Source organism: Neobacillus sp. GCM10027624, from assembly GCF_042675345.1.
Taxonomy (GTDB): Bacteria; Bacillota; Bacilli; order Bacillales; family Cytobacillaceae; genus Neobacillus; species Neobacillus cucumis_D.
Map to the genome: position 1 here is coordinate 361180 of NZ_JBHTHD010000013.1, position 25449 is coordinate 386628.

The following is a 25449-nucleotide window of genomic DNA, read 5'->3' on the forward strand; positions in this document are numbered from 1 at the left end:
AAAATTAAACTCAAAAGACAAAGGAGTGATATTTTTGTTTGAAAAAGACCTGACCAAACCGATTTTACTGGCACAGCACGAGGCCCTTGAGCGAAGAACAGCTAAAAATCATCCAAGTAGGCAAGATATTGAAGAAAAACTAACAAATCTAAGATCGGGATATCGAGGAGAAAAGAACCTACACTACTATTTAAGCTTACTTCCACCAAAAAAATACCACATTTTCCACGACATACGACTCCCGCAAGGAGATTCCTACTTCCAAATTGATGCTTTCCTCCTTTCTGAAAAATCCGGCTTAATTATTGATAGTAAAAACTATTCTGGTTCGCTTGTTTTAGAACGGCATCAACTAACTCAAGAGGTAAATGAAAATAAAAGGGTATATTCCAATCCACTTTCTCAAGTCGCCCGCCATAAAATTTTATTAAATTATTTTTTTGAAAAAAATCTATTACCAATTATCCCCTTAGATCATCTTGTTTGTTTCACAAACTCAAAAGCCACTTTGCACATTACCCCCGGATATATGGAGGCAGAAAAGAAAGTTTGCAGAGCAGAAAACCTTTTAATGAAGATTGCTGAATATGAAAAATTTTTTAAAAAGGACTGTCTTGATCCAAAGCAAATGGGAAAAATAAAAAAACAAATTTTGAATAAACAAACACCACTTCAAAGTGATGTTCTCCAAATGTACAATATTTGCCCAAGGGAATTAATACCGGGGGTTCTATGTCCAAAATGTTTATATCTTCCTATGCACTATAAAGGAAGAAAGTGGAGATGCCCTGGGTGTAATGCCATTTCAATAGATGCTCATCTTTCCGCTCTCAAAGACTTCTTTCTCCTAATCAAGCCCTATATCACAAACGCAGAATTATGCTGGTTTCTTCAACTTCCATCCTCAAGAGCCGCAGCCTATTTATTTTCCATTTTGAATTTCCCCCATTCTGGCACTAACAAAGGCCGTATCTACCACCAACCAAAAACCTTCCTATAAGTTCCAATTATGTTTTCCCTCTTAAAACAAACACTAAAAGAAACAAAATAGGGGGAACATGGATGAAAAAAATACTGCCCATGCTTGGAATGCTGCTTATGCTCGTTCCAAGTGTTACATATGGAGCTGTTTCGAATCAACCGATTCATTGGGGCTTCAAAAAAGCTGTTAATGAGCAACCGCCGGAGGCTGGGGCACTGTACGATCAACTTCTAGCCAAGTATGGGGCCTTTTATAAAGGGGATCCTCAAAAAAAGACCTTATACTTAACCTTTGATAACGGCTATGAAAATGGCTACACATCGAAAATTCTTGATGTCCTGAAAAAAGAAAAGGTACCAGCAACATTTTTTATCACTGGTCATTACCTAACCTCCCAGCCGGATCTCGTCAAAAGAATGGTGGAAGAAGGTCATATTGTCGGTAACCATTCCTGGCATCATCCCGATATGACGACCATCAGCGACGCAAAAATCAAAGAGGAACTGGATACCGTTAAGATCAAAACAAAGGAATTAACGGGTCAAAAAGAAATGAAATATTTACGCCCGCCTAGAGGTGTCTTTAGCGAGAGAACGATGAAAGTTGCCAAAGATGCGGGATACACCCATGTATTTTGGTCACTCGCTTATGTGGATTGGAATGTTAATCAGCAAAAAGGTGCGCAATATGCGTACGATAATATCATGAAGCAAATTCATCCGGGCTGTGTCATGCTTTTACACACGGTTTCAAAAGATAATGCGGATGCATTAGAAAAAGTGATTAAGGATTTAAAAAATAAAGGCTATAAATTCAAAAGTCTGGATGACTATAAAAAATAAGACCAAAACCCGAATTCCAACAGGAGTTCGGGTTTTTTCATAAAGAACTTGTTTTCAATATAACGATGTGTGACCATACTTATAGCAGATATAAATGAGGGAGGAACGTATGAATAAATATGGCATGTACGTTAAATTTACCGCAATCCAGGGGAAAAGTGATGAATTATTACAAATATTGTTAAACGCGACAGAAGCTTTGAAAATTCTTGATGAGTGTGAAATCTATATCGTCAATAAATCAAAAAGTGAGCCGGAAGTAATCTGGGTTACAGAGGTTTGGACAAATGTGGAAGCCCACAAAAGATCACTATTATTAGAAGAGTCAAAAGCAATGATTGAGCGGGCCAAAACACTTATTGCTGGTATTGAGGCAACGGAAATTTTACCCATAGGCGGTAAAGGAATCTCCGACAATTAATCTGGAAACATGCTATAATACGTTGAAAATAAAAATGGATGGAATCGTGAAAAACATGAAAACAGATCAAAACATTAAAATACAAGTAAATCAAACCTTCCCGCTGACCATAAAACGGTTGGGCATCAACGGCGAAGGAGTCGGATATTTTAAAAAACAGGTAGTCTTTGTACCGGGGGCACTGCCAGGAGAAGAGGTAGTTGTTGAGGCGACAAAAATTAATCCGAAATTTGCCGAAGCAAAAATTAAAAAAATCCGCATTAAATCACCTCATCGTGTTCAGCCGCTCTGCCCAGTATATGATCAATGCGGCGGCTGCCAGCTTCAGCATCTAGGATATGACCAACAACTTAAAGAAAAACGCGATATTGTCATTCAATCGCTTGAACGCCATACAAAACTGGAAGTAAACAAATTGGACATCCGTGAAACTATTGGAATGGAAGATCCGTGGGGATACCGGAACAAAAGCAGTTTCCAAGTGGGGCAAAGAGATGGAAAGGTCCTTGCCGGATTATATGGCTTAAACTCTCACCAGTTAATTGATATTGACCAATGTGCTGTTCAGCATTCACAAACTAATGAAGCCACAGCGCTGGTGAAACGAATTTTAGAGGATTTAAAGATCCCGATTTATAATGAAAAATCCCGTAAAGGAATCGTTCGAACGATTGTCACCCGTGTTGGTGTGCAGTCAGGTGAAATCCAAATTGTCTTAATCACTTCACAAAAGGAACTTCCTAAAAAGGAGCTTATCATATCGGAAATCCAAGAAAGGCTCCCGAATGTGAAGTCGATTGTGCAAAACATTAACGGCCAGAAAACCTCACTCATTTTTGGCGAGGAGACGGTTTCGCTCGCCGGTAATGAAGTCATTCAAGAAACATTGGGGGATTTACAGTTCGAACTCTCAGCAAGAACCTTTTTTCAGCTGAATCCAACGCAAACCGTCAAGCTTTATAATGAAGTGAAGAAAGCGGCTGGGCTTACCGGTACCGAAAAAGTGGTCGATGCTTATTGCGGCGTGGGAACAATTGGGTTATGGCTGGCGGATCAGGCTGCGGAAGTCCGCGGGATGGATATTATTCCAGAATCGATTGATGATGCAAAGAAAAACGCCAAACGCCACGGATTCACAAATACAAAGTATGTACCTGGGAAAGCGGAAGAAGTGCTGCCGAAATGGGTTAAAAAAGGCTGGAATCCAGATGTTATGGTTGTGGACCCGCCAAGAACTGGACTTGATAACCAATTGCTGCAAACGATTTTGCAGGTAAAACCGGAAAAATTGATTTATGTATCTTGTAACCCATCGACACTGGCGAAGGATATTCAGACACTGAGTGCTAAATATGAAGTGAAGTACATTCAGCCGGTGGATATGTTTCCACAGACGGCGCACGTCGAATGTATCTCGCAACTCATTTTAAAAGAAGGCAACTAACCCTTGTGGTTGTTGCCTATTCCTGTTCTTCGAAAGGATTTACGAAATTGTAATGAATACGAAGATTACCATCAACGCTACAGGTGACTTTATTCACCAGTGAGTGTAAGACTTGAGGAGTTAAATCGTTTAGTATTGAAACTTCTTTAAGCTTCTTACCTAAATCAATTGCATAGTTCTCACTTTCGCATTCTTCTAGTTTTTCTTGATACTTGATCTTAGCCGTTTCTAAATTTGATACTTCCTGATCAATCTGTTTACGATATTCCACTAGCTCTTCCCGAGATAGTATTTCGTCAGCATACATATCAAGGTAATCTTTCTTTCTAGAACGTAATTTATTTGATTTGTTTTCAATTTTTTTGAGTTCATTATTTATCAGAAATTTCTTCTGATCGAGTCTCTTTTGTAAGCTTCTTAGGAACTCATCGTCTTGAATAGATTTAAAAAGCTCTTGTAAATCTTCGATGATAATGTTTTCTAGTTCTTTTTCTCGGATAACTACTCTATTCTCGCAGAAAGTATCTCCGTGTTTAATATTGCCGCCACACCTATAGCCTTTTTGATTAGCCTTAAACCACATTCCCTTTTGGCAATTTTCACAGAACAAAATATTCGTAAACAGATGCTTTTTAGGGGCTGTACTTGTACGAGTTCTTGTTTGAAGCATCTTTTGGACGGCCTGGAATGTCTCTTTTGAGATGATAGGCTCGTGAGTATTCTCTTGTATCGTAGCTTTGTCTTCACCAAGAATTCTTCGTTTTGTTGTTGTAACGGATACAGTTTCAGTTTTGTTTTGAACAAGGTCACCACAATAATGTTGATTGTTTAAAATGTTTTTTACTGTTGATGCGTGCCATAAAGGTGATGCATTAGACTTTCTCGCGATTTGAGAAGGAGTAGGGATTCTTTCAGCTGTGAAGGTTTTAGCTATGGAATCCATTCCTTTTCCATCCAGGTATTCTTCGAAAATTCGTCTAACAATTTCCGGTGTGTTATCGTCACGAATTTTTAGCTTACCTTTGTCAGAGTAGTATCCATAAGGTGGATTGGAACCTACAAATAAACGTCTATTAGCTTTTGTGCGTTTGGCAGCCTTATTTCTTCGGCTGCTATTTGCTGACTCATTTTCATACAGCCAAGCAAAAAGACCAAAGTTCTGAACGTCCCCGGTAATTGTATTAATCGAGTTATCAAGGCAGACAATATGAATGTTATTTAGTAGGCAGGTATCTCTTAATTCATAAGACAATCTTCCGTTTCGAGCTAACCTGGAAAGTTCCTTAGCTAATATCACATCATATAAACCAGCCTTACCGTCATCAATCAGTTTTTTTAAACCTGGACGGTTTCCTTTTGTTCCTGATTGCTTGTCTGTGTATATCTCTACGATCTCCCAATTATTTTGGGCAGCGTAATTTCGAAATAAATCGATTTGATTATCGATAGAAGTTCTTTGTGTCTCCATCTCAGTGGATACACGAGCATAAATTGCACATCTCATAATGCGTTCACCACCAAAAGTAGTAAAGTATTGAGATGTTGGTGGGTTTATGACTATAGCATTGCCAATAGTTGCTGAGCTTATCTGAGTTGAGTTTAAGTACATTTTGATTTCTCCTTTTTCATTTTACCTATGTATAAATTTCGGTAGTTCGTCCATACTAATAATAATTTTTCGATACTTTGTCCGTAATGGTATACCAATCTGGATAAAGTACCGAACAAGCCTCAAATGAAACCCCTTGTTATAGGGGTTCTGGGTATAGTCTAAGTTGGCGATATTTCCAACAGCTAAATGTTCGGTTATTTGTCCAATAATCAATTATTACATTTCGATAATTCATCCAATAGGTTAATCCATTAGATTGGGAGAAGATATTTGATTTAAAATGTAATTGTGGTTCCTGATCAGTAGAGAGAATAAGGTAGTCTACAAAATACAAGATGATGAGTCTTTTCTCATCTGATCCTAATTTATGATCCAGTATTTCATTAAATCTGGAAAAGAACTGATCCTTTTCTACAAGTTGATAAGTTGTCATTAAATTTTCTTGGCAAATCGTGTATTCTTTTAAAAAAATTTTGTGTTGTTGAATAAATTCCAAAATTTTCAACTCAAGTTCTCGATCTTTAAGATCCCTTGCAATTTTTAGTTTTTCCTCGAGTTTCTTTAAGAGTTGATTTTTAGAGTTGATACTGTTTTCAACCTCATTAATCATATGATTAATAAATGATAAGGTTTGAGGTTCTATCTGGTGTCTAGATAATAGTTCCATTACACGCTTTAAAATCAAAGGGATATACCTGTCGTGAACTTCTTGGATGTTTACTTTATAACCACAATGCTTACATACGTAGTAATAATAAGGATACTTTTTACCATTTCGTCTAGTCGAAGCATTTTGAGTAATTAACAATTGATCGCAATGTCTGCATTTCACCTTGTTTAAAAAAAGAAACGGTGTATCTATTCTGCCGAAAGTCTTTTGAAGTTGGTTATTTAACTTTATTAACTGTGGTTGGAATTTGTTTATAATTGCGGGATGTGAATCTTCAAAAACAAATTGCTTTTTTCCACCATCTGTCCGTTTAGGTATATCCCAGATTAATTTTCCTGTATAAACTGGATTTTTAAGGATATTTTCAACTGTGCTAGACCGCCAAGTACCTCCCATCGGTGAGGGAATATTTGCTTCATTTAAGATTATGGCGATTTTTTGTAAAGATTTCCCCCAGCTTGACAGGAAAAAAATAAAAGACACAATGTCAGCATTTTCATTTGGTTCCAATTGTTGTTGGTGTTTTTGTTTTTTAATCTGATTATATCCATAAGGAGTTTTTGATCCGGGTCTAAATGTTTCTTTACTTTCTAAAAAAGTTGTTAAATTACCTACTGCACGCTCAGATTTTACTTCTGATTCGTGTTGGAATAACAAGAAATTCATTTTGATACTAGTGTCTTCAGGATCAATAGGTTTATTCGAGTCAGTTGTATAGACTTCTAGTTCCGGCAGCTTTTCTAACATTGGGCGGTAAAAATCAATAGTGAATGAATAACCAGTACGATCCATCCGAGAAATATCGTGAAAAATAACAGTCGGTATATTCATTTCAACCATTTTTTCTCCCAGTTCCATCAACATTTTCCGTTGAGCCGCACGTTTGGAATATGCACTTGTAACATCCTCGATGTAAATTAGTTCATCAGGAACAATGATTTGATTCCGCTTGGCGAATTCCTGAATATGCTGTTTCTGGATTTCGACACTGTTATTTTCTTGTTGCTTATACGAAGAGCGGCGAATATAAGCAAATGCTAATTTCAAAGTAAATCATCTCCTTTAAAAATGTATTGGGAACGAAAATCTTGGAGATAGTCAAATTTGTTAACTTCAATATTTACCTCATTTGGATAAACATATAATGTTCGGATAAGCAACGAAGTTAGGAAAAAAGGATTAGTTTGTTTGCATTTATGTAAATAATCTTTTACAAGTTTTACTAAACTTTCATTTTCTAATAAAAGGTCACCTTTTTCTTCTATTAGGTTAAGACGCTCCTTTTGTATGTTCTCTAATTTTGTAATTTCAACGTAATGAGGGTTCTCTTTCCAATTGGTAAAATCATCAGTATCAAAAATGATTTTTTCCATCAAATTATGTTTTTTTACTTCTAGTGATTTCAATTCTGCATCAACATTTTTCCGAAGTATTTGGAAGAAATGCCTTGAATCTTTAAGCAGCAGTTCTGTATTTAAGTGCTCAATGATTTTGCCTAGTGACTTATTAATAATTAGAAATAAATCTTCAGTTTCTAATAAAGTTTTTGAGTGTTTTCGTGAGCAGGAGTACCAGGCTTTTTCAGCTGGGATATTCATATGAAAAATCATTGGCTTCCTACAAATGCCGCAACTCACATTGTAAATATCTTGATTCCTTAAAGATCGTTCAATCTCTTGATAAGTTAAAAACACGGTATTGTGAGCTTGTAACTCTTGGAAGCCCTCATAACTTAAATAAGGCTCTACGTGTGAAAGGTTGTTCTTCCCTGTAGTCAAATCATATCCGGCATAAAAAGGATCCTTAGCAATTCTAATTAGTTGATTTGTAGTAGTTTTAAGGATTTTTCTATACTCTTTTAAAATTTCTTCCAAATCTTTGTGTGTTGTAACCTTTTTGATTGCAGTAAAGAATTGGAGTAAAGCATCCTTTTTACTAGGATCCTTAATGTACTGCTTAGTCTCTTTTTGTTTTATGTATCCAAGCTTATGAGCTGGATATCTTTTTCTCGCTTCTTCTGTTCGCCTAGCAATGTTTTTTCCCTCAACATCACTTACAATGTTCATTACGCCTTCAATAAGTGTGCTATCTGTTGCCTGTTGATGACCATTCCCAGCTGATGTAAAGAAAATCTTTACATTATGTTTCTTACACAGTGAAACAAAGTAATTAGACTCATAAAAGTCCCGGAACAATCTTGAGCGGTCAAAGGCATAGACAATCTCAACTTGATTATTAATGATCATTTGGATTAGTTTTTTCATTTGTGGCCTTTTCTCAATATCCAGTTTGTTAGCAGAAACTCCATCCTCATTCAAAATTAAAATCTCATTAGGAATGTAATTCTTGCGATACATAGAATCAGCTGATTCCTGCATAGCTAAATCCTGGTTGGTGGTACTCACTCTACGAAAAAAGATTTTATACTTGCTTTTGTTCTTTACTGTTTGAACCATTGTTTCTTTTCCCTTTACTATCTTTAATAAAAAGATTGTCTAAAAGTGTGGAGTGTGTTTCCTTTTGATAACCATTTCCTGTTGAAGTATAAAAAATGTTCACATTATGCTTTTTACAGAGTAAAAGAAAATCATTAAATAAATAAAAATCTCGGAACAATCTTGACCGGTCATAAACGTAGATAAGATCAATCTGATCCTTCATAATCATTTGGTACAGTTTTTTCATTTGTGGCCGATTCTCAATAGTTGTGTTTGCAGAAACTCCATTTTCATTCATTATTAAAATCTCACTAGGTGAATAATTCTCTCTGTATAAAGCATCAGCTGATTCCTGCATTTCTAGATTTTGATTGGTGATGTTAGCTCGACGGTAGAATACCTTATACTTTGTTATGTTTTCTTTTGTTTGAATCATTGTTCTCACTTTCCTTCGGAATTTTTTGATGAAGTAATTTTGCCTGAAGCCGATGAGGTAAATCTAATTGCTCAACAATTATTCGCTGAATTAAATGTTGAATCCAAATCTCAGCTACAGGGTTAATCTCAGAATCCGTCTGGATATTAATTTTCTTCCGCATAAACACACCTCCGCTTTACATCTTTGACGGAAATAGGTGTGTTTTAAACGGTTAAGGAAACTTAACTAACTATTGGGCACGGGTCGTCGAATTCCAAATCAAATCTTAGCTGAACAGACTCTTCTACATTTGTTTGTTTAATAAGTATTTGGATAATTCCTTTCTCCTGGCCGGGAAAAGACTTAAAGTTCTTTTCTTTCATTGTTTATCCTCCAATATTTATAGCTGAGAAATTGCTGTAGTAGGAATGGTGAGATGTAACCATCCTCCTGTAGCCTTACTAATTTTTCTGCAAAGTTGTTGTGGTCTATTCTTGTTAATGAAAAATCTTGTTCTGTATGTCTCAAGCACAATCACTTCCTAACTGTCTATTTTTATCTAGTGGATTGTTATCTTTTGCTGATTGGTCTATTATTCTTTCTACTTCAGAAACTAATAACTCTTGGATAATAGTTTTTACATTCAGTGCATTTTCTTGTGAAGCATAGCAGCGGAAAACTTTCATAAAGTATCTCTCCTTATTCTTATGATGAATATTTCTGAAAAATGGATGTAACTAAAGCTCAATACTCTATCTTTTATGTAAGTGTTTAATTATTGGTTGAATTACTTCCAAATTTCTTGTTTTAATTTTTCAAACGGATTATATTCTTTAATTTTTTCAAAAACCAAGGTTTCTAGAAAAAAATAAATATTTTTTTCATCAAATTAGGAAACAACAAAAGTTGTGTTTAATTATTCGTTTTATTTATTCCTAATTTACTAGATCAAAATTTAATCGAAAGGATTATATTCTTTAAATTTTAATAAAACCACAGTTCTTGTATGGTATTTTATGGTAAGGTTTAATTGGGATATGAGGACTTATTTTCTAGCAGATTAGGGAGTGAAAAAATGATCAGTAGAATTAGTTTAAAAAGCGTTGCCACTTATAATGAAGACGGTGCTACACTAGATGATTTAAAAAAGATAAATTTTATATACGGTAACAATGGAACCGGTAAAACAACAATTACTGAGCTTATTCGTAACCCAGAAAATTTTCAAAACTGCTCATTAGAGTGGAAAGATGAAAATATGGTTACCTATGTTTATAACCGTAACTTTGTTAATGAGAATTTCCGCTTAGATAATCCAATTAAAGGTATATTTACGTTAGGTAAGGATTCGGTTGATTTAAAAGCAACAATAGACGATTTAAAGGAAAAGGTACGTAGTCACCAGGATGAAATAAAAAGAATAAGTGATATATATGATGAAAAGAAAAGGGAAAAAGAAAATGTAATAGATGAGTTCAGAGAAAAATGTTGGGAAATAAAAAGAGAAATAGATACTGACTTTAAAGATTTAATTGAGGGATTTAGAAATTCTAAAGATAAATTTATGCAAAAGTGCTTAGAGGAATCTAGTAATTTGCATAAAGAGTTAAAAACAATCGAAGAGATTAAACTTAAGAAGGAGTCTATTTTTGATAGGCCGGCTGAAAAAGTTCAATTAATTAAAAGTATTTCTTATGATGAGACATTAGAGAATAACCCCATTTTAAGCCAAAAGATTATAGGTAAGGAAGATGTTGATATTGCTGACTTAATATCTAAATTAAACATCAGTGACTGGGTACAACAAGGAAGTTTGATTTTAAAAGAGACGGAAGGGATATGCCCTTTTTGTCAGCAAACCCTTCCTAGTGCATTTGAAGACAAAATAAACAGTTATTTTGATCAAACATACATAAAACAAATTGAAGCTTTAACAACCGCTACTGAGAAATATCATCAGAGAATCGAATCTATAATAGCAGAGATAAGTATATTAGCTGAACAACAAAATTCGTTTATTAAAAAAGACAAACTTCAACAATTACTTAATTTAATTCAATCTAAGTATGAAGAGAACAAGCTATTAATCCAACAAAAGAAGAAGGAACCAAGTAGATCTGTAGAACTGGTCAAATTATCAAGTTTCATAAAAGAGATAAATAAAGAGATTACATATGCAAATAATAAAATTAATGAATATAATCGATTGATTGAGAATGTAAAGGTAGAAAAAGAAAATCTAATTAATGATATGTGGCGATATATTGCGGAAAAAAATAAATCAAACATTGATAATTTTAACCGAGAAAAGTCCAGAATTGAAAAGGCTTTGATAGGTTTGGATCGTAGCCGGGAAACAAAGAATGGTTTTAAGAGCCAATTTGAGAACGATCTTCTAAAATATCAAGAACAAGTCACTAGTGTTGAGCATTCAGTCAATGAGATAAATAATATCCTTAAATCTTTTGGCTTTAAAAACTTTAAATTGGCCACAACTTCTGAAAAAGGAAATTATAAAATTGTAAGGGAAGATGGTGAAGATGTTAAAGATACATTAAGTGAAGGGGAAAAGACATTTATAACATTCCTATATTTTTACCAACTTTTAAAAGGTGCTAATAATAAAGAAGATATCGTTACGGATAAGGTAGTCGTTATTGATGATCCTATTTCCAGTCTAGACAGTAACGTTCTGTTTATGGTGAGCAGCTTAGTTAGACAAATAATGTTCGATATAAAAAATAATTCCACAGATATTAAGCAATTATTTATTTTTACTCATAATATTTATTTCCATAAAGAAATTACTTTCAATCAAGGAAAGAAGAGTTACGGTGAAGGAAGTTTCTGGATTGTTAGAAAGAGCAATAATAAATCCTACATTCAAAGGTATCAAGATAACCCGATAAAGACCTCATATGAACTACTATGGAGGGAATTAAAAATAAGAGAGAACCAAAGTATTGTCTCAATTCAAAATGTTATGCGGAGAATTCTAGAAAATTATTTTAAGTTCTTCGGAAATATAAATATCGATGATTTAGAAGATAAATTTGAATATGAAGAAAAAGTGATATGCCGCTCCTTGATTTCGTGGATTAATGATGGTTCACATTATATAAGTGAAGACTTGTATGTCGAAGGTAATGAAGAAGTTGTGGAAAGATACTTCGATGTTTTTAAGAAGATATTTTATATTCAGGATCATAGGGCTCATTTCAATATGATGATGGGTGATTATCAATATGAAACAATTCATATTGATAAAGATGGAGAAGCAGATGAAAAGGTAGAAGAACAAGAAGCACTAGTTGAGATCAAATTCGCTATGAAGGAAGTTGCTAGTGGTAGTGAAAAAAAGTAAGATAAAAATATATTGGTGTATTCACCAATAAAACCACCCTAATATATAATCCAGGGTGGTTTAGTTTTTTTATATAAACTTTCTAATCTGAATATCCTGATCATTGATAAATAGAACTAAATATTTTTGTGTATAACATAGTTAATGTGTAAGGACACAATATTATTTATTCTTCTTCTGAATAATCTCTTTCAAATATTATATCAGTTGGATCTACATCTCCGGGTTCATACCCTCTATTTTCATAATCATCTGGATAATCATCGAAGTCAGGTTCATTTTCTTGATAAAGATGTCTTTCAACTGCATCATATATTTTATCTTTAGAAATGGTTTTTTCAAGTATTTGTTCCACTTCCTCTTTAATTGCTTCAAAATCTACCTTTTTATCTAACTGACTTCTTAATTCATCTGAAATAAGATTACTAACACTAGAATGAAGTTTTTGTATCTCTTCATCGATTTCCTTAGAATGCTCTTCTGGTGGCATTAAATCATAAAAAACTTCGAAACCATCAATATCTTCTATATAGTCATATATCTCTATATCGTCACTTAAATAATAATCCAATGAATCAAAAAAGTCCGACTTCAATTGTTCAGTTAATCCGGGAAGTGATAATTCTTTATTCTTTATTACTGATAAAACTTCAATTAGTCCTTTATAATCTAAATTACTTATAAAATCATCTTTAAACTCCTCGGTCATTAAATTCTGCTCAATCTCATAAAAATTATACAATGCAGGTTCTTCTAGGAATTTAACTAAAAGATCTTTTTTCTCGAGTTTTTCACCAAAAAAACTTAAACTTTCATCTATTTTATAAAAGCAACTTTTTATAAGTGGTTTATAACTATCATTTAAAATATTATATTTAGATATACCATAAAATAAGTATTCAATTTTTTTATTACCATAGCTTTTTAAATTAATAAATTCTCCTGATATCAATTTACTAATCAATATTTTTTCTACTTCTTCTTTCTCAAAAACCTTTTCAAATTGTTCAATATATAAAATAGATTCCTTAATTGCATTTAGCCCAACTTTATTTGACTGGAGATAACTGTTCATATAGTCATTTATAGAGGGATTTAGAACGCCGATTTTACTTGAACCATTAACATCCATAATTTTGACTAAAGATTTAGTTAATCTAGATTTAACATCATCAAATAGATTTACTGTACTTTGTGCACGACCCTCGTTATTTAATCTAAAAATAAAACAATCTTCTAAAGCAATAATATCCGTATATGTATCCGTCAAAGAAAAGAGTGTATACATAAATATTCTATCTATTTCCTCTAATTTTTGCTCAAATTCATCTGCCCATACGTCCATAGGATTATTTAAGTGATTTAAAATAAAGTTATAATAGCCAGGAGGACTAACTTTACTATATCTATACTCTTCAGTAACAAATTCAATTATCCGTGGGTTATAGTTCCTATGCTCAATTATTTTTCTATACTTTTTATCTTTTCGCAATTCGTTAAAATAAGTTTTAGGTATTTTATTTTTTGACAGGTGGTTATAAAAAATCTCTGCCTTTTCTTCTGACGAAATTGCATCTATATCAATAGTCTTAATAGGTAACTTTCCTTTGTCTAAATAACGCCTGAATTGAAGTCGGGACCTTTTTGCCTCGTTAAAAATTGTAACTCTAGTATTTAAAATAAGAACTTTATTTTCATACTGTTTTATATACTTTATTAAAGATACCAATTCTAAATCTTGACCTTCTTTTAAACTAAAGTAATACTGTCCTAGACAATCATCTAATAATATGACTTCCTTTACATCTGGATTTTGGGATATGACACTTTTGATATTGCTAACTTGTCCATCCGTAGTGTATCTAATAATATAATCTTCTTTGACAAACGCAGCAGCCAACATTTTTGAGTTAATTGATTTTCCTACCCCGGGCGAACCTTGAATCATTAATAATCTAGACTTCTTCAAAATTTCTAGACCTTCATTAAAAACTTTTGTTTGAGCAAAATATTTAAATTCTTCGTTAATATCATCTAATAATACTTCACTATCAATAAATACTTTATTATTAAAAATATCCTTTAAAAGTTTATCTGATAATAACCATAATTTGAAATTTTTTCTAAGTAAATCCTGATTACTATCTTGTTCTAAGAATTCGACTAAAATATCTCTTGTAATTATGTTGGAAGTATCCTCCATATAATCTTTAAATAGATTATAAATATCATTTATATTATCCGCTGTAATTTGTTGAGAGACACATACATAGTATTGATTTGGCTTCAGTTTTTTTACTTTATCTACTTCTTTTTTTAAAGAGGTTAATAAACTACTAAAACTGCTTTTAGCATAATGTTTTACTTGAACAATAATATTTTTTTGTGCAACATCATCTACTAAATCAATCCCTCCATCCCTTCCGGGTGCAAAATATCGTAATTTCACTCCTAACTTTCTACTTAATATATCTGAACTAAGTTTTTCAAATTCTACATCACTTAGATTTGTAAAGTCGTACAAATATTTCCTCTCCCTTTTAGATCCATTAACTTTCAGCCTTTCAACATACATTAATAATATTAACCAACATTAATTAAAATTTTTATCTTTAATTTAAAACCATCAATTAATAAAAAGAAAGATAAAGTCAACATTAACTGCTAGGCAAGCGTGGTGTTGAAAAGGCTTAAATTCTCGTAAATGCGAATAACTTACCTTTGTTCTCAATTTCTAACTCCTAAAACTATACTATTATTTCCCTGAAGGATGTGTCATTCAATCCTCAATGCAATCTCCAGCACTACCTTGGTTCATTCCTAACTCACTAAATAGTAGAAGTAGTTCTATTAATCTGCCTTTGATAGACTTTTTTTGAATAATAGTAACATCGAGCAATTATGTCTTTGGTTATTTTCATAGAACTCACCCTCAGCTTTAATGAATTTGTAGTATAAATCCTCAAACTTCATATGTTTTAAAACAGACCTTATAATTCTATACCATATCAATAATTTCAGGTTCTTCATTACTTTTAAAGTTTTGTTCTTGAATAAACAGCTTGTATGCAACATTCCCTATAGTATTTGTAGCAACTGCATCCACGGTACCGCCAACTATTCCTCCTGCTAAAGGTACCATCTTACCTAAATTGATGACTCCTTTTTCTCCAAACTTTGTTAGTAGGCGAAAGCCTACAGCTTGGTTGATTTTTTTTATTACTTCGAAAGGAACTTTTTTAATACCGGTTACTGCAAGTTTTTTTCCTATCTGAACGCCGGCATTTTTAAGAATATCTTTTGCTCCATTTCCAGCTAAACAGGCATAAACAAAAGATTTAACCTGGTCATCTTTTACATCATAACCACCGATATGTGCAATAGCAGCAACCATTCTCATTTGAACTAAAATAACGCTAGTTATATTGGCGGGTACAGCAACAGGTAATGTAATAAGTCCTCCCAAACCTGTTAAAAATCCACTAGTAGCACTTTTTGTGTTTTGCCAAAGTATTAAACTTTTAACTTTTTCGTCTAGGGTCCCACTCTTTTTTAAATAACTATCAGCTAATTCTATGGCGGTGTCCATTCCAGGTACACCACCATTAATTGCTTTATCATAAGACCAATCTAAGGCCTTCATTATTGCATCGTGTGTTAAAGATTTTGTTTTAGACAATATTACTCACCTTTCTCTTAGGAAATTATGGTAATATTATACTATAAAACTAAGTGTGAAAATTACAATTTTTCTTTTAATTAATATTATATAGAGGTGTGAGTATATGCCTATAGAAGTTGGGATATGGAAGGTAAATGGCGGTATAAAAAAGGTTGATTTTTCTGTAATTGAATCAGAAAAAAAGTTAGAAGATATATTGTCGAAAGATTTGTCTATTCTATCTGATGATCTTTTATTGATTGGTAGACAAGTTCAAACAGAGTATGGGAAATATTTAGATATGCTCGCAATAGATGGAGAGGGAAACCTTCATATTATTGAATTAAAGAAGAATAGAGCACCTAGAGAAGTAGTAGCTCAAGCAATAGACTATGCATCCTGGGTACAGAATCTTTCATATGATCAAGTATTAAGAATATACGAAGAAAAAAATAACGGCCCCTTAGAAGAAGCATTTGCTGAAAAATTTGATGATAGTTTACCAGATAAGTTAAATGACACACATCAAATTACGATCGTTTCGTCACAACTTGATAGTGAAACAGAGAGAATAATTAATTATTTATCAAATAATTATGATGTTCCAATTAATGCTGTTTTCTTCCGGTATTTCGAAGAGGGAGAACAACATTTCTTAACTAGAAGTTGGCTTTTAGATCCTAATGTAATAGATGAGAAATCTAGTAATACAAAAGTAGAGAATAAAAAGGAAAAATGGAATAAACAAGATTTTGTAGTTAATTTTGAAGATAAGGCTTCTAGAAAATGGGAGGATGCAGTAAATTATGGATTTATTTCAGCAGGTGGTGGACGTTGGTATAGTAGGACATTAAACCAATTATTTGTTGGTTCAAGAATATTTTGTATGATACCTAAAAGTGGATATGTCGGTATTGGTACAGTAATAGATACTGTTAAACCAATAAAAGATGTTACATTTAAGGTTAATCAAACAGAAGTTAAAATGTCAGATCTAAACCTCAAAGCAACCAATATGTTTCACGATGTAGAAGATCTTGAGAAGTGTGAGTATGTTGTTAAAGTGAAGTGGTTAGCCAATGTATCTAAGGAGGAAGCTTTTTGGGTGAAGGGCTTAAGAGCTAATCAGAATAGTGCCTATAAATTGAGAAGTCAATACACTATTGATAAAGTTTTAGAGTTTTTCGAAATAAATACAGATGAATAAAAATAATAAATAGATAGGTGCAATATGGAGAGAAAAAGACCTATAATTCAAAACAAAGTAGAACCCCCCCTAAACATTTTCAAAGGAGAAGGATTAATCGCTGAATGTCAAAGTATTCAGGAGGCGGCAAGATTTTTCAAAAAAGAAACAAATTTTAAACGTTTCAATTGGTCTGCTATTAAAGGGGATTTGGTACGGTGAATCATATTCTAAAGATGGAGCTACTTATTTTTTTACAACCGATAAAGAAGCTGTTAAGGGAAAACTGGATACATATAGTCTAAATCTAGCTAAGAGTATGATACGAATTACTGTAAGTGTTATTTCCTTAAGCACTAGTGAGGTATGAATATGTTAAAAAATAATACTACATCAGCCGAGAAATTAGTTTATAAAAGGGCTGTAGAGTGGTTAGTAAGAAACTACAATGCAATAAAATTAATGGATCCTGAATCTATACGTACCTTTCAAAATAGTACGAATTTTATTCAAGGTTTCGTATATAGATGTTTAAGGTCCTCTGCAAAAGAAACTTTAGATATAAATTATGATTGGAATGGTATAAGGGTGCATAAATATATTACCCCAAAAGCTTTAGAAATGTATGATCCTATCAAGAAAACTCCATACATTAAGGAACACGTAGTATGTAAAAACATATATTTCAAAGATATTATTAAAGAATTAAAAAATGAGTCTCCGGATAAAGGTATTATCGGTAATATCCTATTAAAGTATTACTTTACAGCTCTTATAACCAAAGAAGAAGATAAAAAATTAGATGAAAAAGGGCTAAGAAGGGTAATGTGTGTCAATGAGGAATGGGATTATGAAAGTTTGTTTATTAGGTATGAAACAGCAGGAATCGAATTAGTAGAAAATCCATACTATGTTTTAAAGTAGAGAAACAAAACTAGTAAGTATGTGCGGAGTTATACTTACTAGTTTTTCGAATATGTTAATTGCTTTTCTTATAGTATTAAGAATTAACAAGAGAAACAGGTAGAGATAAATAAATTTTGGGGAGAACTGTTATGGATGAATTAGTAACAAGTCTAGAAGAGGTCCTAGAAAACGTAAAACAATTTAATGAAGATTTAAAAAATAAGACTGATATAATTACACAATTGTCGCAGTTTAGACATTGGTATTTTATTGCCTCTATTAATTTATTTGGGCCAAGCAAATATATTGGTTACAGGGCTATGAGTACTAAAAAGTACGATAGAGGTTCAAGGAAAACGGGTGTTGATACTGAAGATGTATTAAAAATGTGGTTTGTAAAATTACCACAAACATCTGAAAAAAGTTATGAACTATTATCTCAAGTTCAATTGCTTCTTGCTGATTATGATAAAAAGATTAACAAAGCTGCTACTATACATATACTAAAGAACGGGATTACTTCCTTAACGCTATGATTCAAAATGGGAAATTATACACAAGCAAGGAGGGGTTAAATGAAGAGACCACTTTTTAATAGAATTTATGATTTACTTAAAAATAAAGACACTCATCAGTTAGAGGATTACTTGACCGAAATAATCAGCCCTATTTTACAGAATTCAAAGTGGTTATTTTCATTTTTAAATAATTTCTTACAAATTAATTTTAATGAATCAGAAATTAATTCAATTCAGGTCTTTACTCAGAGAACTTACAATAAATTAATTTGGCATACGGTCGATAGCCGTCCTGACATCGTAATATCTTTTGCGTATAAAAATAAAGAGCATTTATTATTTATAGAAAATAAGATTGGTAGTGCAGAAGGATTTGACCAATTAACAAGATATGCAGATCATCTAAGAGAACACCGGAAAAGTGGTTATTTTACACACCTTCTATATATAACGAAACATTATGATCCAAAAGATTCGAATATATTGGATAGTTTTAATGGAAGTGGTTTTACCCAAATAAGATGGTACCAGGTATACAACTGGCTGTTACAATTCAAGGCAGACTTATATTGCAGCCAAGTATTAGATTATATGGAGGGATTGGAATTGAATAAGAGTCGAAAGTTTACACCAATAGATATTTACGCTATACAAAACGCACAAAGGCTTCAATCTATGCTGGATGAAACATTAGATGGTAAGGTATCTGTGAAGTTTAGTGAATTGTTTGGAAAACCCAAACAATGGTCACATAGAACAACTCAATTAAGAGACAATAACTTATACATACTCATAAATGATCAAACTGATTGGAAGTTTATAGGTTGTGGATTTGAGTTTACTGAGGAGGAGTATCCCTTTCTAACAGTATTCATAGAAGTACACCCAAATTGCGGAAGGAAAGAGGATGCCAAAAAGGTCATACAGGATTTTTGTAGAGACACAGCCGATTGGATCTTCAATCCACCTTCCGACGAAAATGATTATTTTTATGGATATAGTGCAAAGAGTTTAGTGGACTTTTTATCTAACGAAGATCACATCAATAGTATTCAGGAATATTTAATTGAAAAGCTAGAAGATTTGTATCAATTAAAACTTAATAATAAGCAACTCAAATGGATTTAAGATTAGTAGCGTGTGCTAATGAATGGCATCGCCTTTCTATGAAGTAACGAAACAGGTAAGTACTATAAGGGTTTTCATTCTAAATAAAATACGTACAAAACAAATAAACAAGGAGAAGAATGGTTTTATGTCAATTACTATTACAATCGATGACCCAATTAAAGCAGGAGAGGTATATGTATGGGATAGTGATAAACTAGAACAATTAAAAATAAGTAAAAAATCGGGTGTTTATATACTTAAAGATAAGAATGGTGAAACTATTTATATTGGTGAAGCGAAAAATTTGGGGGATCGACTGACAAACCATTTTGAAGGAGATACGCACTTAGGACAAACAAAAAGCGGGAGGTATATTAAACACAAAGATGAATATGAGTACATATATAAATCTGAAATTTATATTTTTGATAAAAACCCTCACCACAGGTTCTTTTATGAAATTAGAATGATACAAAAGTATAATCCCCCATTTAATACCCGTTGTAAATTAAAAGGTAAGGGATTAAATTTAAATAAGTATAAAAAAGATTTCAAATCATTAAAGCGAAAGAATTGGAGTCAATTCGAACAGTATGCAGTTAAAAATTCAGTTTCCTTGGAAGATGCAGTTTTAATTGAATTACATAAAGAAATAAATTTTGATGGGCTGGCTATTCCTAGTACCTTTAGTTCATTTAAATATCCATCAGATAATAAAACACAAAAGGAACGGTTTTTAGAATACTTAGAATCAGTTCTTATTAAACAAGAGTCAAGATTTACAAATATAAAGCAGTTGAAGGATGAGATATGGAATATTGGAACTAAATCACCTAGAGCCCAACTAAAATATGTGAGTTTAGAGAATATAACACCATCAATATATCTTCCGTAACAGAGATAAGAAGCACAAGGAAGTTCGGGCACAAAGGAATTGCTTAAGCATAACTCTAGATCTTGCTTCCCAGCTGTGATTTAACTTCTCAAAAACGATTGTTTTTTGAGACTTTTTTTGTTTAAGGATAAAATCATTTTATTGAATGGAAAAGCAGATTATATGAATCCAGTTGTAAGTTAATTGATAATGGCTTCCTTAAACTAATTTTGTGCTTTTGTTTAAACAGAGGAGTTGCAAAATGCAGTTCTTTTTTTGGTAACGGGAATAAAGCAACTCAAAACGTTATACTTTAATAACTATACCGTCTCTTATAAGATGTCCATACATTAAGGGTGAATTATTTTTGATTAGCAATCCACCTTTAAGTACCCCAACTAAGCTGGCGTACTTCTAATTTAGACCAATCAACAAAAGGATGTTTACTGTTAGAAGTGCCATCGTAATTATAAAGACAATCATTTTATAAAGTCCTTAGAATGTTGATAAACCCACCAACATCAATTGTGTTGTCAATTACAGTCCACACATGTGGAATGTGTGTCGCAGATAGTTTTGAGGGGAAATTAACCAGGTAAAATTGAAAACTGAAAAATAATTATCGGAGTGCCGTTCCTGTCAACTTCAATACGCTTAACAAAGTGGTGGAGTATCTCCTCCGTTACTTCATTAAGAGGTAAGAAACGGTTAATTGTGTTCCGAAGGTTTTTTAATCATTTCAAGAAATTCATCATGTCGGAGTGTGGCTTCAAGCCCACTCCTTTTTATATTTAATTCATTAATTCGAGTTTGAAGGTGAACAAGATACAATGTACCAAGCCAACGAATTTAAACCAGTTGATGCACTCTTGAAATTTGCAGCAATCTATGCAGAAGCAATCTAAGAATAGGTTAATAGTAATAAAAGGATTATAATATTAGTGGGCGATTGTTTTTGCTCACTAATATTTGTACTATTTTTTTCTCATAAAGGAGTCTTATATATGTCTGAAAAAAAGTTGTCAGAATTAATTAGTCCTGAAGCTGTGATTAATTTTGAAACTGGTGCGATTAAAGCAAGTACTTTGGATTCAATCATCAAACTTTTGCCATTTGAAATGGGTTTTTGCGACGCCAACGATATTTTCCGTTGGTATTCAAATAATCCAAACCGTGTGCATGATCGCCGTAAAGAAGCGATTGGTCGCCCTGTGCTTGAGCTTCACCCAAAAGTGGCTCACTACGTTGAAAAATTGTTGAATGATTTCCGTTCAGGAACACGCGATGAATGGGAATTTTGGTTTCCAAAACACTCCGGTGAATCTGGACAAATTTATCAAAAATTCATGGCGGTACGTGATGAAAATGGAAAATACCTTGGCTGTATGGATGTGACCGTTAATATCGACCTTTTCCAAGGAAAAGAAGGTAAAAATACCCCTGAAACTATTGACGAATTTAAAGCTGTTAAGCCTGAATAATTTTGGATGGTTTATAAAAAGGGGTACCCAAGAATAATTTACTCATTGGGTACCCCTTAATCTATATTTAAAACACTTTCGTAGTCCAATCCTCACAATTCCAAATATCGGTTGCAATTTCACGATAGAAATCAGGTTCGTGGGATACCATCAAAATACTTCCGCGATATGCCTTTAAAGCACGCTTCAATTCTTCTTTTGCGTCCACATCCAAGTGATTGGTAGGTTCGTCTAGAATTAATAAATTCGTTTCTGTGTTTAAAATTTTACACAATCGAACTTTGGCTTTTTCGCCACCAGAAAGGACTTCGACTTTACTTTCAATATGTTTCGTCGTTAATCCACATTTTGCAAGAGCAGCACGGACTTCAGCCTGATTCATACTTGGGAACGTACTCCAAATCTCTTCAATACAAGTGTTGTAGTTGGACTGTTTAACTTCCTGCTCGAAATAACCGATGTGTTGATACTCACCACGTTCCACTTTACCCTCCAGCGGATTAATCAACCCAAGAATACTTTTTAAAAGAGTAGACTTACCAATACCGTTTGCACCCACGAATGCAATCTTTTGCCCGCGTTCCATTTTCAAATTCAGAGGGCGGGAAAGTGGTTCGTTGTAACCAATAACAAGATCTTCAGTCGTGAAAATCCAACGACTAGCTGCACGAGCTTCTTTGAAATTAAACTCTGGTTTCGGCTTCTCTCTCCCCAATTCAATAATTTCCATTTTATCGAGCTTCTTCTGACGGGACATCGCCATATTACGAGTCGCAACACTTGCCTTGTTACGAGCAACGAAATCTTTCAAATCAGCTATTTCTTGTTGTTGACGCTTGAAAGCAGACTCTAGCTGCTGCTTCTTCATTTCATGTATTTTTAAAAAGTTATCATAGTCACCAACATAGCGATTCAACTCTTGGTTTTCCATGTGATAGATCAAGTTAACAACATTGTTTAAAAATGGAATATCATGTGAAATCAAGATAAATGCATTCTCATATTCCTGTAAATAGCGCTTCAACCATTCGATATGCTGTTCATCCAAATAGTTCGTAGGCTCGTCTAGTAATAGGATTTCTGGCTTTTCTAGCAAAAGCTTAGCTAGCAACACTTTCGTACGTTGCCCACCACTAAGATCATCTACATCCCGATCGAGTCCAACATCATCTAATCCTAGACCACGAGCAACTTCCTCAACTTTTGAATTAATTCGATAGAAATCATTACTATCTAAAGTTTCTTGTAGCTCTCCAACTTCTGCAAGTAATGCATCGATGTCAGCGCCTTCGTCACCCATTTTTGCATAAAGTTCATTGATTTCTGATTCAGCATCAAAAAGGTATTGAAAAGCAGTACTCAAAGCCTCACGCATCGTGGTACCTTTTTGAAGTACAGCGTGCTGATCTAAATAACCAACACGAACTTTTCGCGACCACTCAACTTTCCCCTCGTCGGGTTGCAACTTCCCAGTAACAATATTCATGAAAGTGGACTTACCCTCACCATTTGCTCCAACTAGTCCAACGTGCTCTCCTTTTAAAAGTCGAAAAGACACATTATTAAAAATCGCACGATCACCGAAACCGTGACTTAAATTTTGTACGTTTAATACGCTCATTTTTTTAACCCCTTATCTAATGTCACATGTGGATATCTTACTAGATTTTGGCTGCTTTTTCTATCTTGAAGTTATTTTTTGTGAAAAATGTAATTCGATTTTGGGCTAAAATAAAGTCTGCCCCATCCTATTAAAATTGAATTTTATATACTTGGGCGTTTAACAACTGGGTAAGAGTCTATTATACAACCGAACCTGGAGGTAAGAAATGAATTATTCCAATGTGGAAATACTTTAGAAAAAATGAAAGAATTGGTTGAGTTCTATACAAAGCTTTAAAAAACGAGTGTAAACTCATCAACACCCCATGTGTTGCCATATATACTCCGTGTAAGTTGAGTGCTGAACGTTGATAGATTTAATCAAATAATGGACGCCCCTCATTCGTTAGGCTCAACTAACGACGAAGGGGTGTTTTTTATGCCCAAGCCTCTTTTAAAAGCTTTACTCCTAACTTTATTTCATTATTGGTAAGATTACTGAATCCAAGTTTAATAATTGGTTCATTAGAATGATTTTTTATGAAATAGATGGATGTAGGATACACTTTAACCCCATAAATGGAAGCGCGCTCGATTAACCAATCTTCTGAACGATTTAGATGTACCTTAACTAGTACATACAAACCAGATTGCTCCCCAATAATGGATAGATTTTGTTTGAAATGTTCCTTTAATTCTGAAACTAAGTAATGCATTTTTCTTTTATAAACAATACGCATTCGTTTAATATGGCGATTCCATTCTCCCTCTTCTATAAATTTAGCCATTGTAAGCTGGCTAAGAAGCGAAGTGGTACTCTCGAAATGAAGAAATTGATTTTTATAACGGTTTAAAAGTTCCTGTGGCAGAACCATATAACTTAGACGGATTCCCGGAAGAAAGGACTTTGAGAAATTCCCTAGGTAAATGACTCTTGTTGAATCCATGGAAGCAAGTGCTGGAAATGGTTGTTGCGTATAGCGAAATTCACTATCATAATCATCTTCAATAATATATCCATGCATCTTGTTAGCCCAGTGTATAAGCATTTGCCTTTGCCCGATGGACATGCTTACTCCTATTGGACTTTGATGGGAGGGGGTTACATAGATTAGCTGTGACCTGGTTTGTTCTAATTGTGAAAAATCAGCACCTGTTTCATTAACCGGCAAAGTTTCAAACATAAAACGATGGAATTGAAAAGCTTCCCTTGCACCATCGTAACCAGGGTCTTCAACTATAATACTCTGGAATTCATCCTTCAGTATTTGTCCGAGGTATACAAGCATTTGTTGGGTACTACTTCCGATAATAATTGCATTTGCATTTGTTTTCACTCCGCGTGATTGGAATAAATAGGTGGAGATTTGTTCGCGCAAGGCTACTTCCCCAAATGGTTCTCCATATCGAAAGCTATCCTGTAATGTTAATACTTGATTGGCAATTCTTCTCCAAACTTTCAGTGGGAAATGTGCTTGATCAACGGCATCTGCCCTGAAATTAACTACCGGAGATTTCTTGGACTCTGTATGCGTTTTATTATGAGAGAATAATGTGTCCTGAGTTATCAGGGGTTCTAACTCATTTACCAAATAACCTTTTCGGCCCTCTCCACGAATATACCCTTCAGCAACAAGTTGTTCGTATGCCATTAATGTTGTATTGCGGCTTACATGTAAGGAATCAGCAAGCCCCCGGATGGAGGGCATTTGCTCATTTGCCAGAATGTCTCCTTGTTCAATAAAAGATTTAAATTTCTCGTAGATTTGTTTGTATTTTGGAGAGTTATCTTTAAAAGTAAAAATGGTATTATTCATTTGCATTCCTTCTGACATGTATATTTGTTGATTATTGTACCTTTTTTTATGTCAGTTTGTATAATATTATTTTTTTATCGGAAGTTTAATTTATTAAAACTTA

The 25449-nt window shown here is 33.4% G+C and carries 22 protein-coding genes; 11 read left to right on the forward strand and 11 right to left on the reverse strand.

What is annotated here, in order from left to right:
* Nucleotides 1–34: 34 nt before the first annotated feature.
* From ACFQZ9_RS22790 to rlmD, 4 genes are all read left to right on the forward strand, one after another.
* Entirely contained in the window at nt 35–1000 is a 966-nt protein-coding gene (locus tag ACFQZ9_RS22790; RefSeq protein WP_498945568.1) for a nuclease-related domain-containing protein, read from the forward strand.
* An 80-nt stretch (nt 1001–1080) separates the two neighbouring features.
* Nucleotides 1081–1824, forward strand: coding sequence for a delta-lactam-biosynthetic de-N-acetylase (gene pdaA / locus ACFQZ9_RS22795; RefSeq protein ID WP_498945835.1), 744 nt, complete (start codon nt 1081–1083; stop codon nt 1822–1824).
* A 109-nt stretch (nt 1825–1933) separates the two neighbouring features.
* Nucleotides 1934–2245, forward strand: a complete 312-nt coding sequence (locus ACFQZ9_RS22800; protein ID WP_498945570.1) for a putative quinol monooxygenase — start codon at nt 1934–1936, stop codon at nt 2243–2245.
* Nucleotides 2246–2300: 55 nt separating this feature from the next.
* The gene (gene rlmD / locus ACFQZ9_RS22805; RefSeq protein ID WP_498945837.1) at nt 2301–3689 is read left to right on the forward strand and encodes a 23S rRNA (uracil(1939)-C(5))-methyltransferase RlmD; all 1389 of its coding nucleotides are present in this window, start codon (nt 2301–2303) and stop codon (nt 3687–3689) included.
* A gap of 16 nt (nt 3690–3705) precedes the next feature.
* Here the strand turns inward: rlmD and ACFQZ9_RS22810 are convergent, their stop codons facing one another.
* The 7 genes from ACFQZ9_RS22810 to ACFQZ9_RS22840 form a co-directional block, all read right to left on the reverse strand.
* Nucleotides 3706–5298, reverse strand: coding sequence for a recombinase family protein (locus tag ACFQZ9_RS22810; protein WP_498945572.1), 1593 nt, complete (start codon nt 5296–5298; stop codon nt 3706–3708).
* A gap of 139 nt (nt 5299–5437) precedes the next feature.
* Nucleotides 5438–7018 (reverse strand): recombinase family protein, encoded by a 1581-nt coding sequence (locus ACFQZ9_RS22815; protein WP_498945575.1) that lies wholly within the window; start codon nt 7016–7018, stop codon nt 5438–5440.
* On the reverse strand, nt 7015–8427 hold the full coding sequence (locus ACFQZ9_RS22820; RefSeq protein WP_498945577.1) for a recombinase family protein: 1413 nt from the start codon (nt 8425–8427) through the stop codon (nt 7015–7017). The genes ACFQZ9_RS22815 and ACFQZ9_RS22820 overlap by 4 nt, the downstream gene beginning before the upstream one ends.
* Nucleotides 8393–8845 carry a recombinase family protein gene (locus ACFQZ9_RS22825; protein WP_498945579.1) on the reverse strand — a complete coding sequence of 151 codons (453 nt, stop codon included), beginning with the start codon at nt 8843–8845 and terminating at the stop codon, nt 8393–8395. Before ACFQZ9_RS22825 ends, ACFQZ9_RS22820 begins: the two co-directional genes overlap by 35 nt.
* On the reverse strand, nt 8811–9008 hold the full coding sequence (locus ACFQZ9_RS22830; protein ID WP_498945581.1) for a hypothetical protein: 198 nt from the start codon (nt 9006–9008) through the stop codon (nt 8811–8813). The genes ACFQZ9_RS22825 and ACFQZ9_RS22830 overlap by 35 nt, the downstream gene beginning before the upstream one ends.
* Nucleotides 9009–9069: 61 nt before the next feature.
* Nucleotides 9070–9210, reverse strand: coding sequence for a hypothetical protein (locus tag ACFQZ9_RS22835; protein WP_498945582.1), 141 nt, complete (start codon nt 9208–9210; stop codon nt 9070–9072).
* Between the two features lie 141 nt (nt 9211–9351).
* Entirely contained in the window at nt 9352–9513 is a 162-nt protein-coding gene (locus tag ACFQZ9_RS22840; RefSeq protein ID WP_498945583.1) for a hypothetical protein, read from the reverse strand.
* A 389-nt stretch (nt 9514–9902) separates the two neighbouring features.
* Between ACFQZ9_RS22840 and ACFQZ9_RS22845 the strand changes: the two genes are divergently transcribed.
* Nucleotides 9903–12191, forward strand: a complete 2289-nt coding sequence (locus tag ACFQZ9_RS22845; protein ID WP_498945585.1) for an AAA family ATPase — start codon at nt 9903–9905, stop codon at nt 12189–12191.
* Nucleotides 12192–12357: 166 nt separating this feature from the next.
* Here ACFQZ9_RS22845 and ACFQZ9_RS22850 read toward each other — a convergent pair whose 3' ends face one another.
* A complete protein-coding gene (locus tag ACFQZ9_RS22850; protein ID WP_498945587.1) occupies nt 12358–14715 on the reverse strand; it encodes an nSTAND3 domain-containing NTPase in 2358 nt (785 codons plus the stop codon).
* A gap of 474 nt (nt 14716–15189) precedes the next feature.
* Complete coding sequence (locus tag ACFQZ9_RS22855; protein WP_498945589.1) at nt 15190–15870, reverse strand: EcsC family protein; 681 nt, start codon at nt 15868–15870, stop codon at nt 15190–15192.
* A gap of 106 nt (nt 15871–15976) precedes the next feature.
* On the opposite strand from ACFQZ9_RS22855, the gene ACFQZ9_RS22860 reads away from it, so the two are divergent.
* The 6 genes from ACFQZ9_RS22860 (at nt 15977) to ACFQZ9_RS22885 (ending at nt 21927) form a co-directional block, all read left to right on the forward strand.
* A complete protein-coding gene (locus tag ACFQZ9_RS22860; RefSeq protein WP_498945591.1) occupies nt 15977–17059 on the forward strand; it encodes a DUF8606 domain-containing protein in 1083 nt (360 codons plus the stop codon).
* A 351-nt stretch (nt 17060–17410) separates the two neighbouring features.
* A complete protein-coding gene (locus tag ACFQZ9_RS22865) occupies nt 17411–17962 on the forward strand; it encodes a hypothetical protein (protein WP_498945593.1) in 552 nt (183 codons plus the stop codon).
* Between the two features lie 131 nt (nt 17963–18093).
* Nucleotides 18094–18480 (forward strand): hypothetical protein, encoded by a 387-nt coding sequence (locus ACFQZ9_RS22870; protein WP_498945594.1) that lies wholly within the window; start codon nt 18094–18096, stop codon nt 18478–18480.
* 39 nt (nt 18481–18519) lie between these two features.
* The gene (locus tag ACFQZ9_RS22875) at nt 18520–19590 is read left to right on the forward strand and encodes a PD-(D/E)XK nuclease family protein (protein WP_498945596.1); all 1071 of its coding nucleotides are present in this window, start codon (nt 18520–18522) and stop codon (nt 19588–19590) included.
* 127 nt (nt 19591–19717) lie between these two features.
* On the forward strand, nt 19718–20467 hold the full coding sequence (locus tag ACFQZ9_RS22880) for a nucleotide excision repair endonuclease (RefSeq protein ID WP_498945598.1): 750 nt from the start codon (nt 19718–19720) through the stop codon (nt 20465–20467).
* 983 nt (nt 20468–21450) lie between these two features.
* Nucleotides 21451–21927 (forward strand): PAS domain-containing protein, encoded by a 477-nt coding sequence (locus tag ACFQZ9_RS22885; protein ID WP_498945600.1) that lies wholly within the window; start codon nt 21451–21453, stop codon nt 21925–21927.
* Nucleotides 21928–21994: 67 nt separating this feature from the next.
* Here ACFQZ9_RS22885 and ACFQZ9_RS22890 read toward each other — a convergent pair whose 3' ends face one another.
* Nucleotides 21995–23548, reverse strand: a complete 1554-nt coding sequence (locus ACFQZ9_RS22890; protein WP_198311957.1) for an ABC-F family ATP-binding cassette domain-containing protein — start codon at nt 23546–23548, stop codon at nt 21995–21997.
* A gap of 418 nt (nt 23549–23966) precedes the next feature.
* Nucleotides 23967–25346, reverse strand: coding sequence for an aminotransferase-like domain-containing protein (gene pdxR, locus ACFQZ9_RS22895; protein ID WP_498945602.1), 1380 nt, complete (start codon nt 25344–25346; stop codon nt 23967–23969).
* Nucleotides 25347–25449 lie beyond the last annotated feature (103 nt).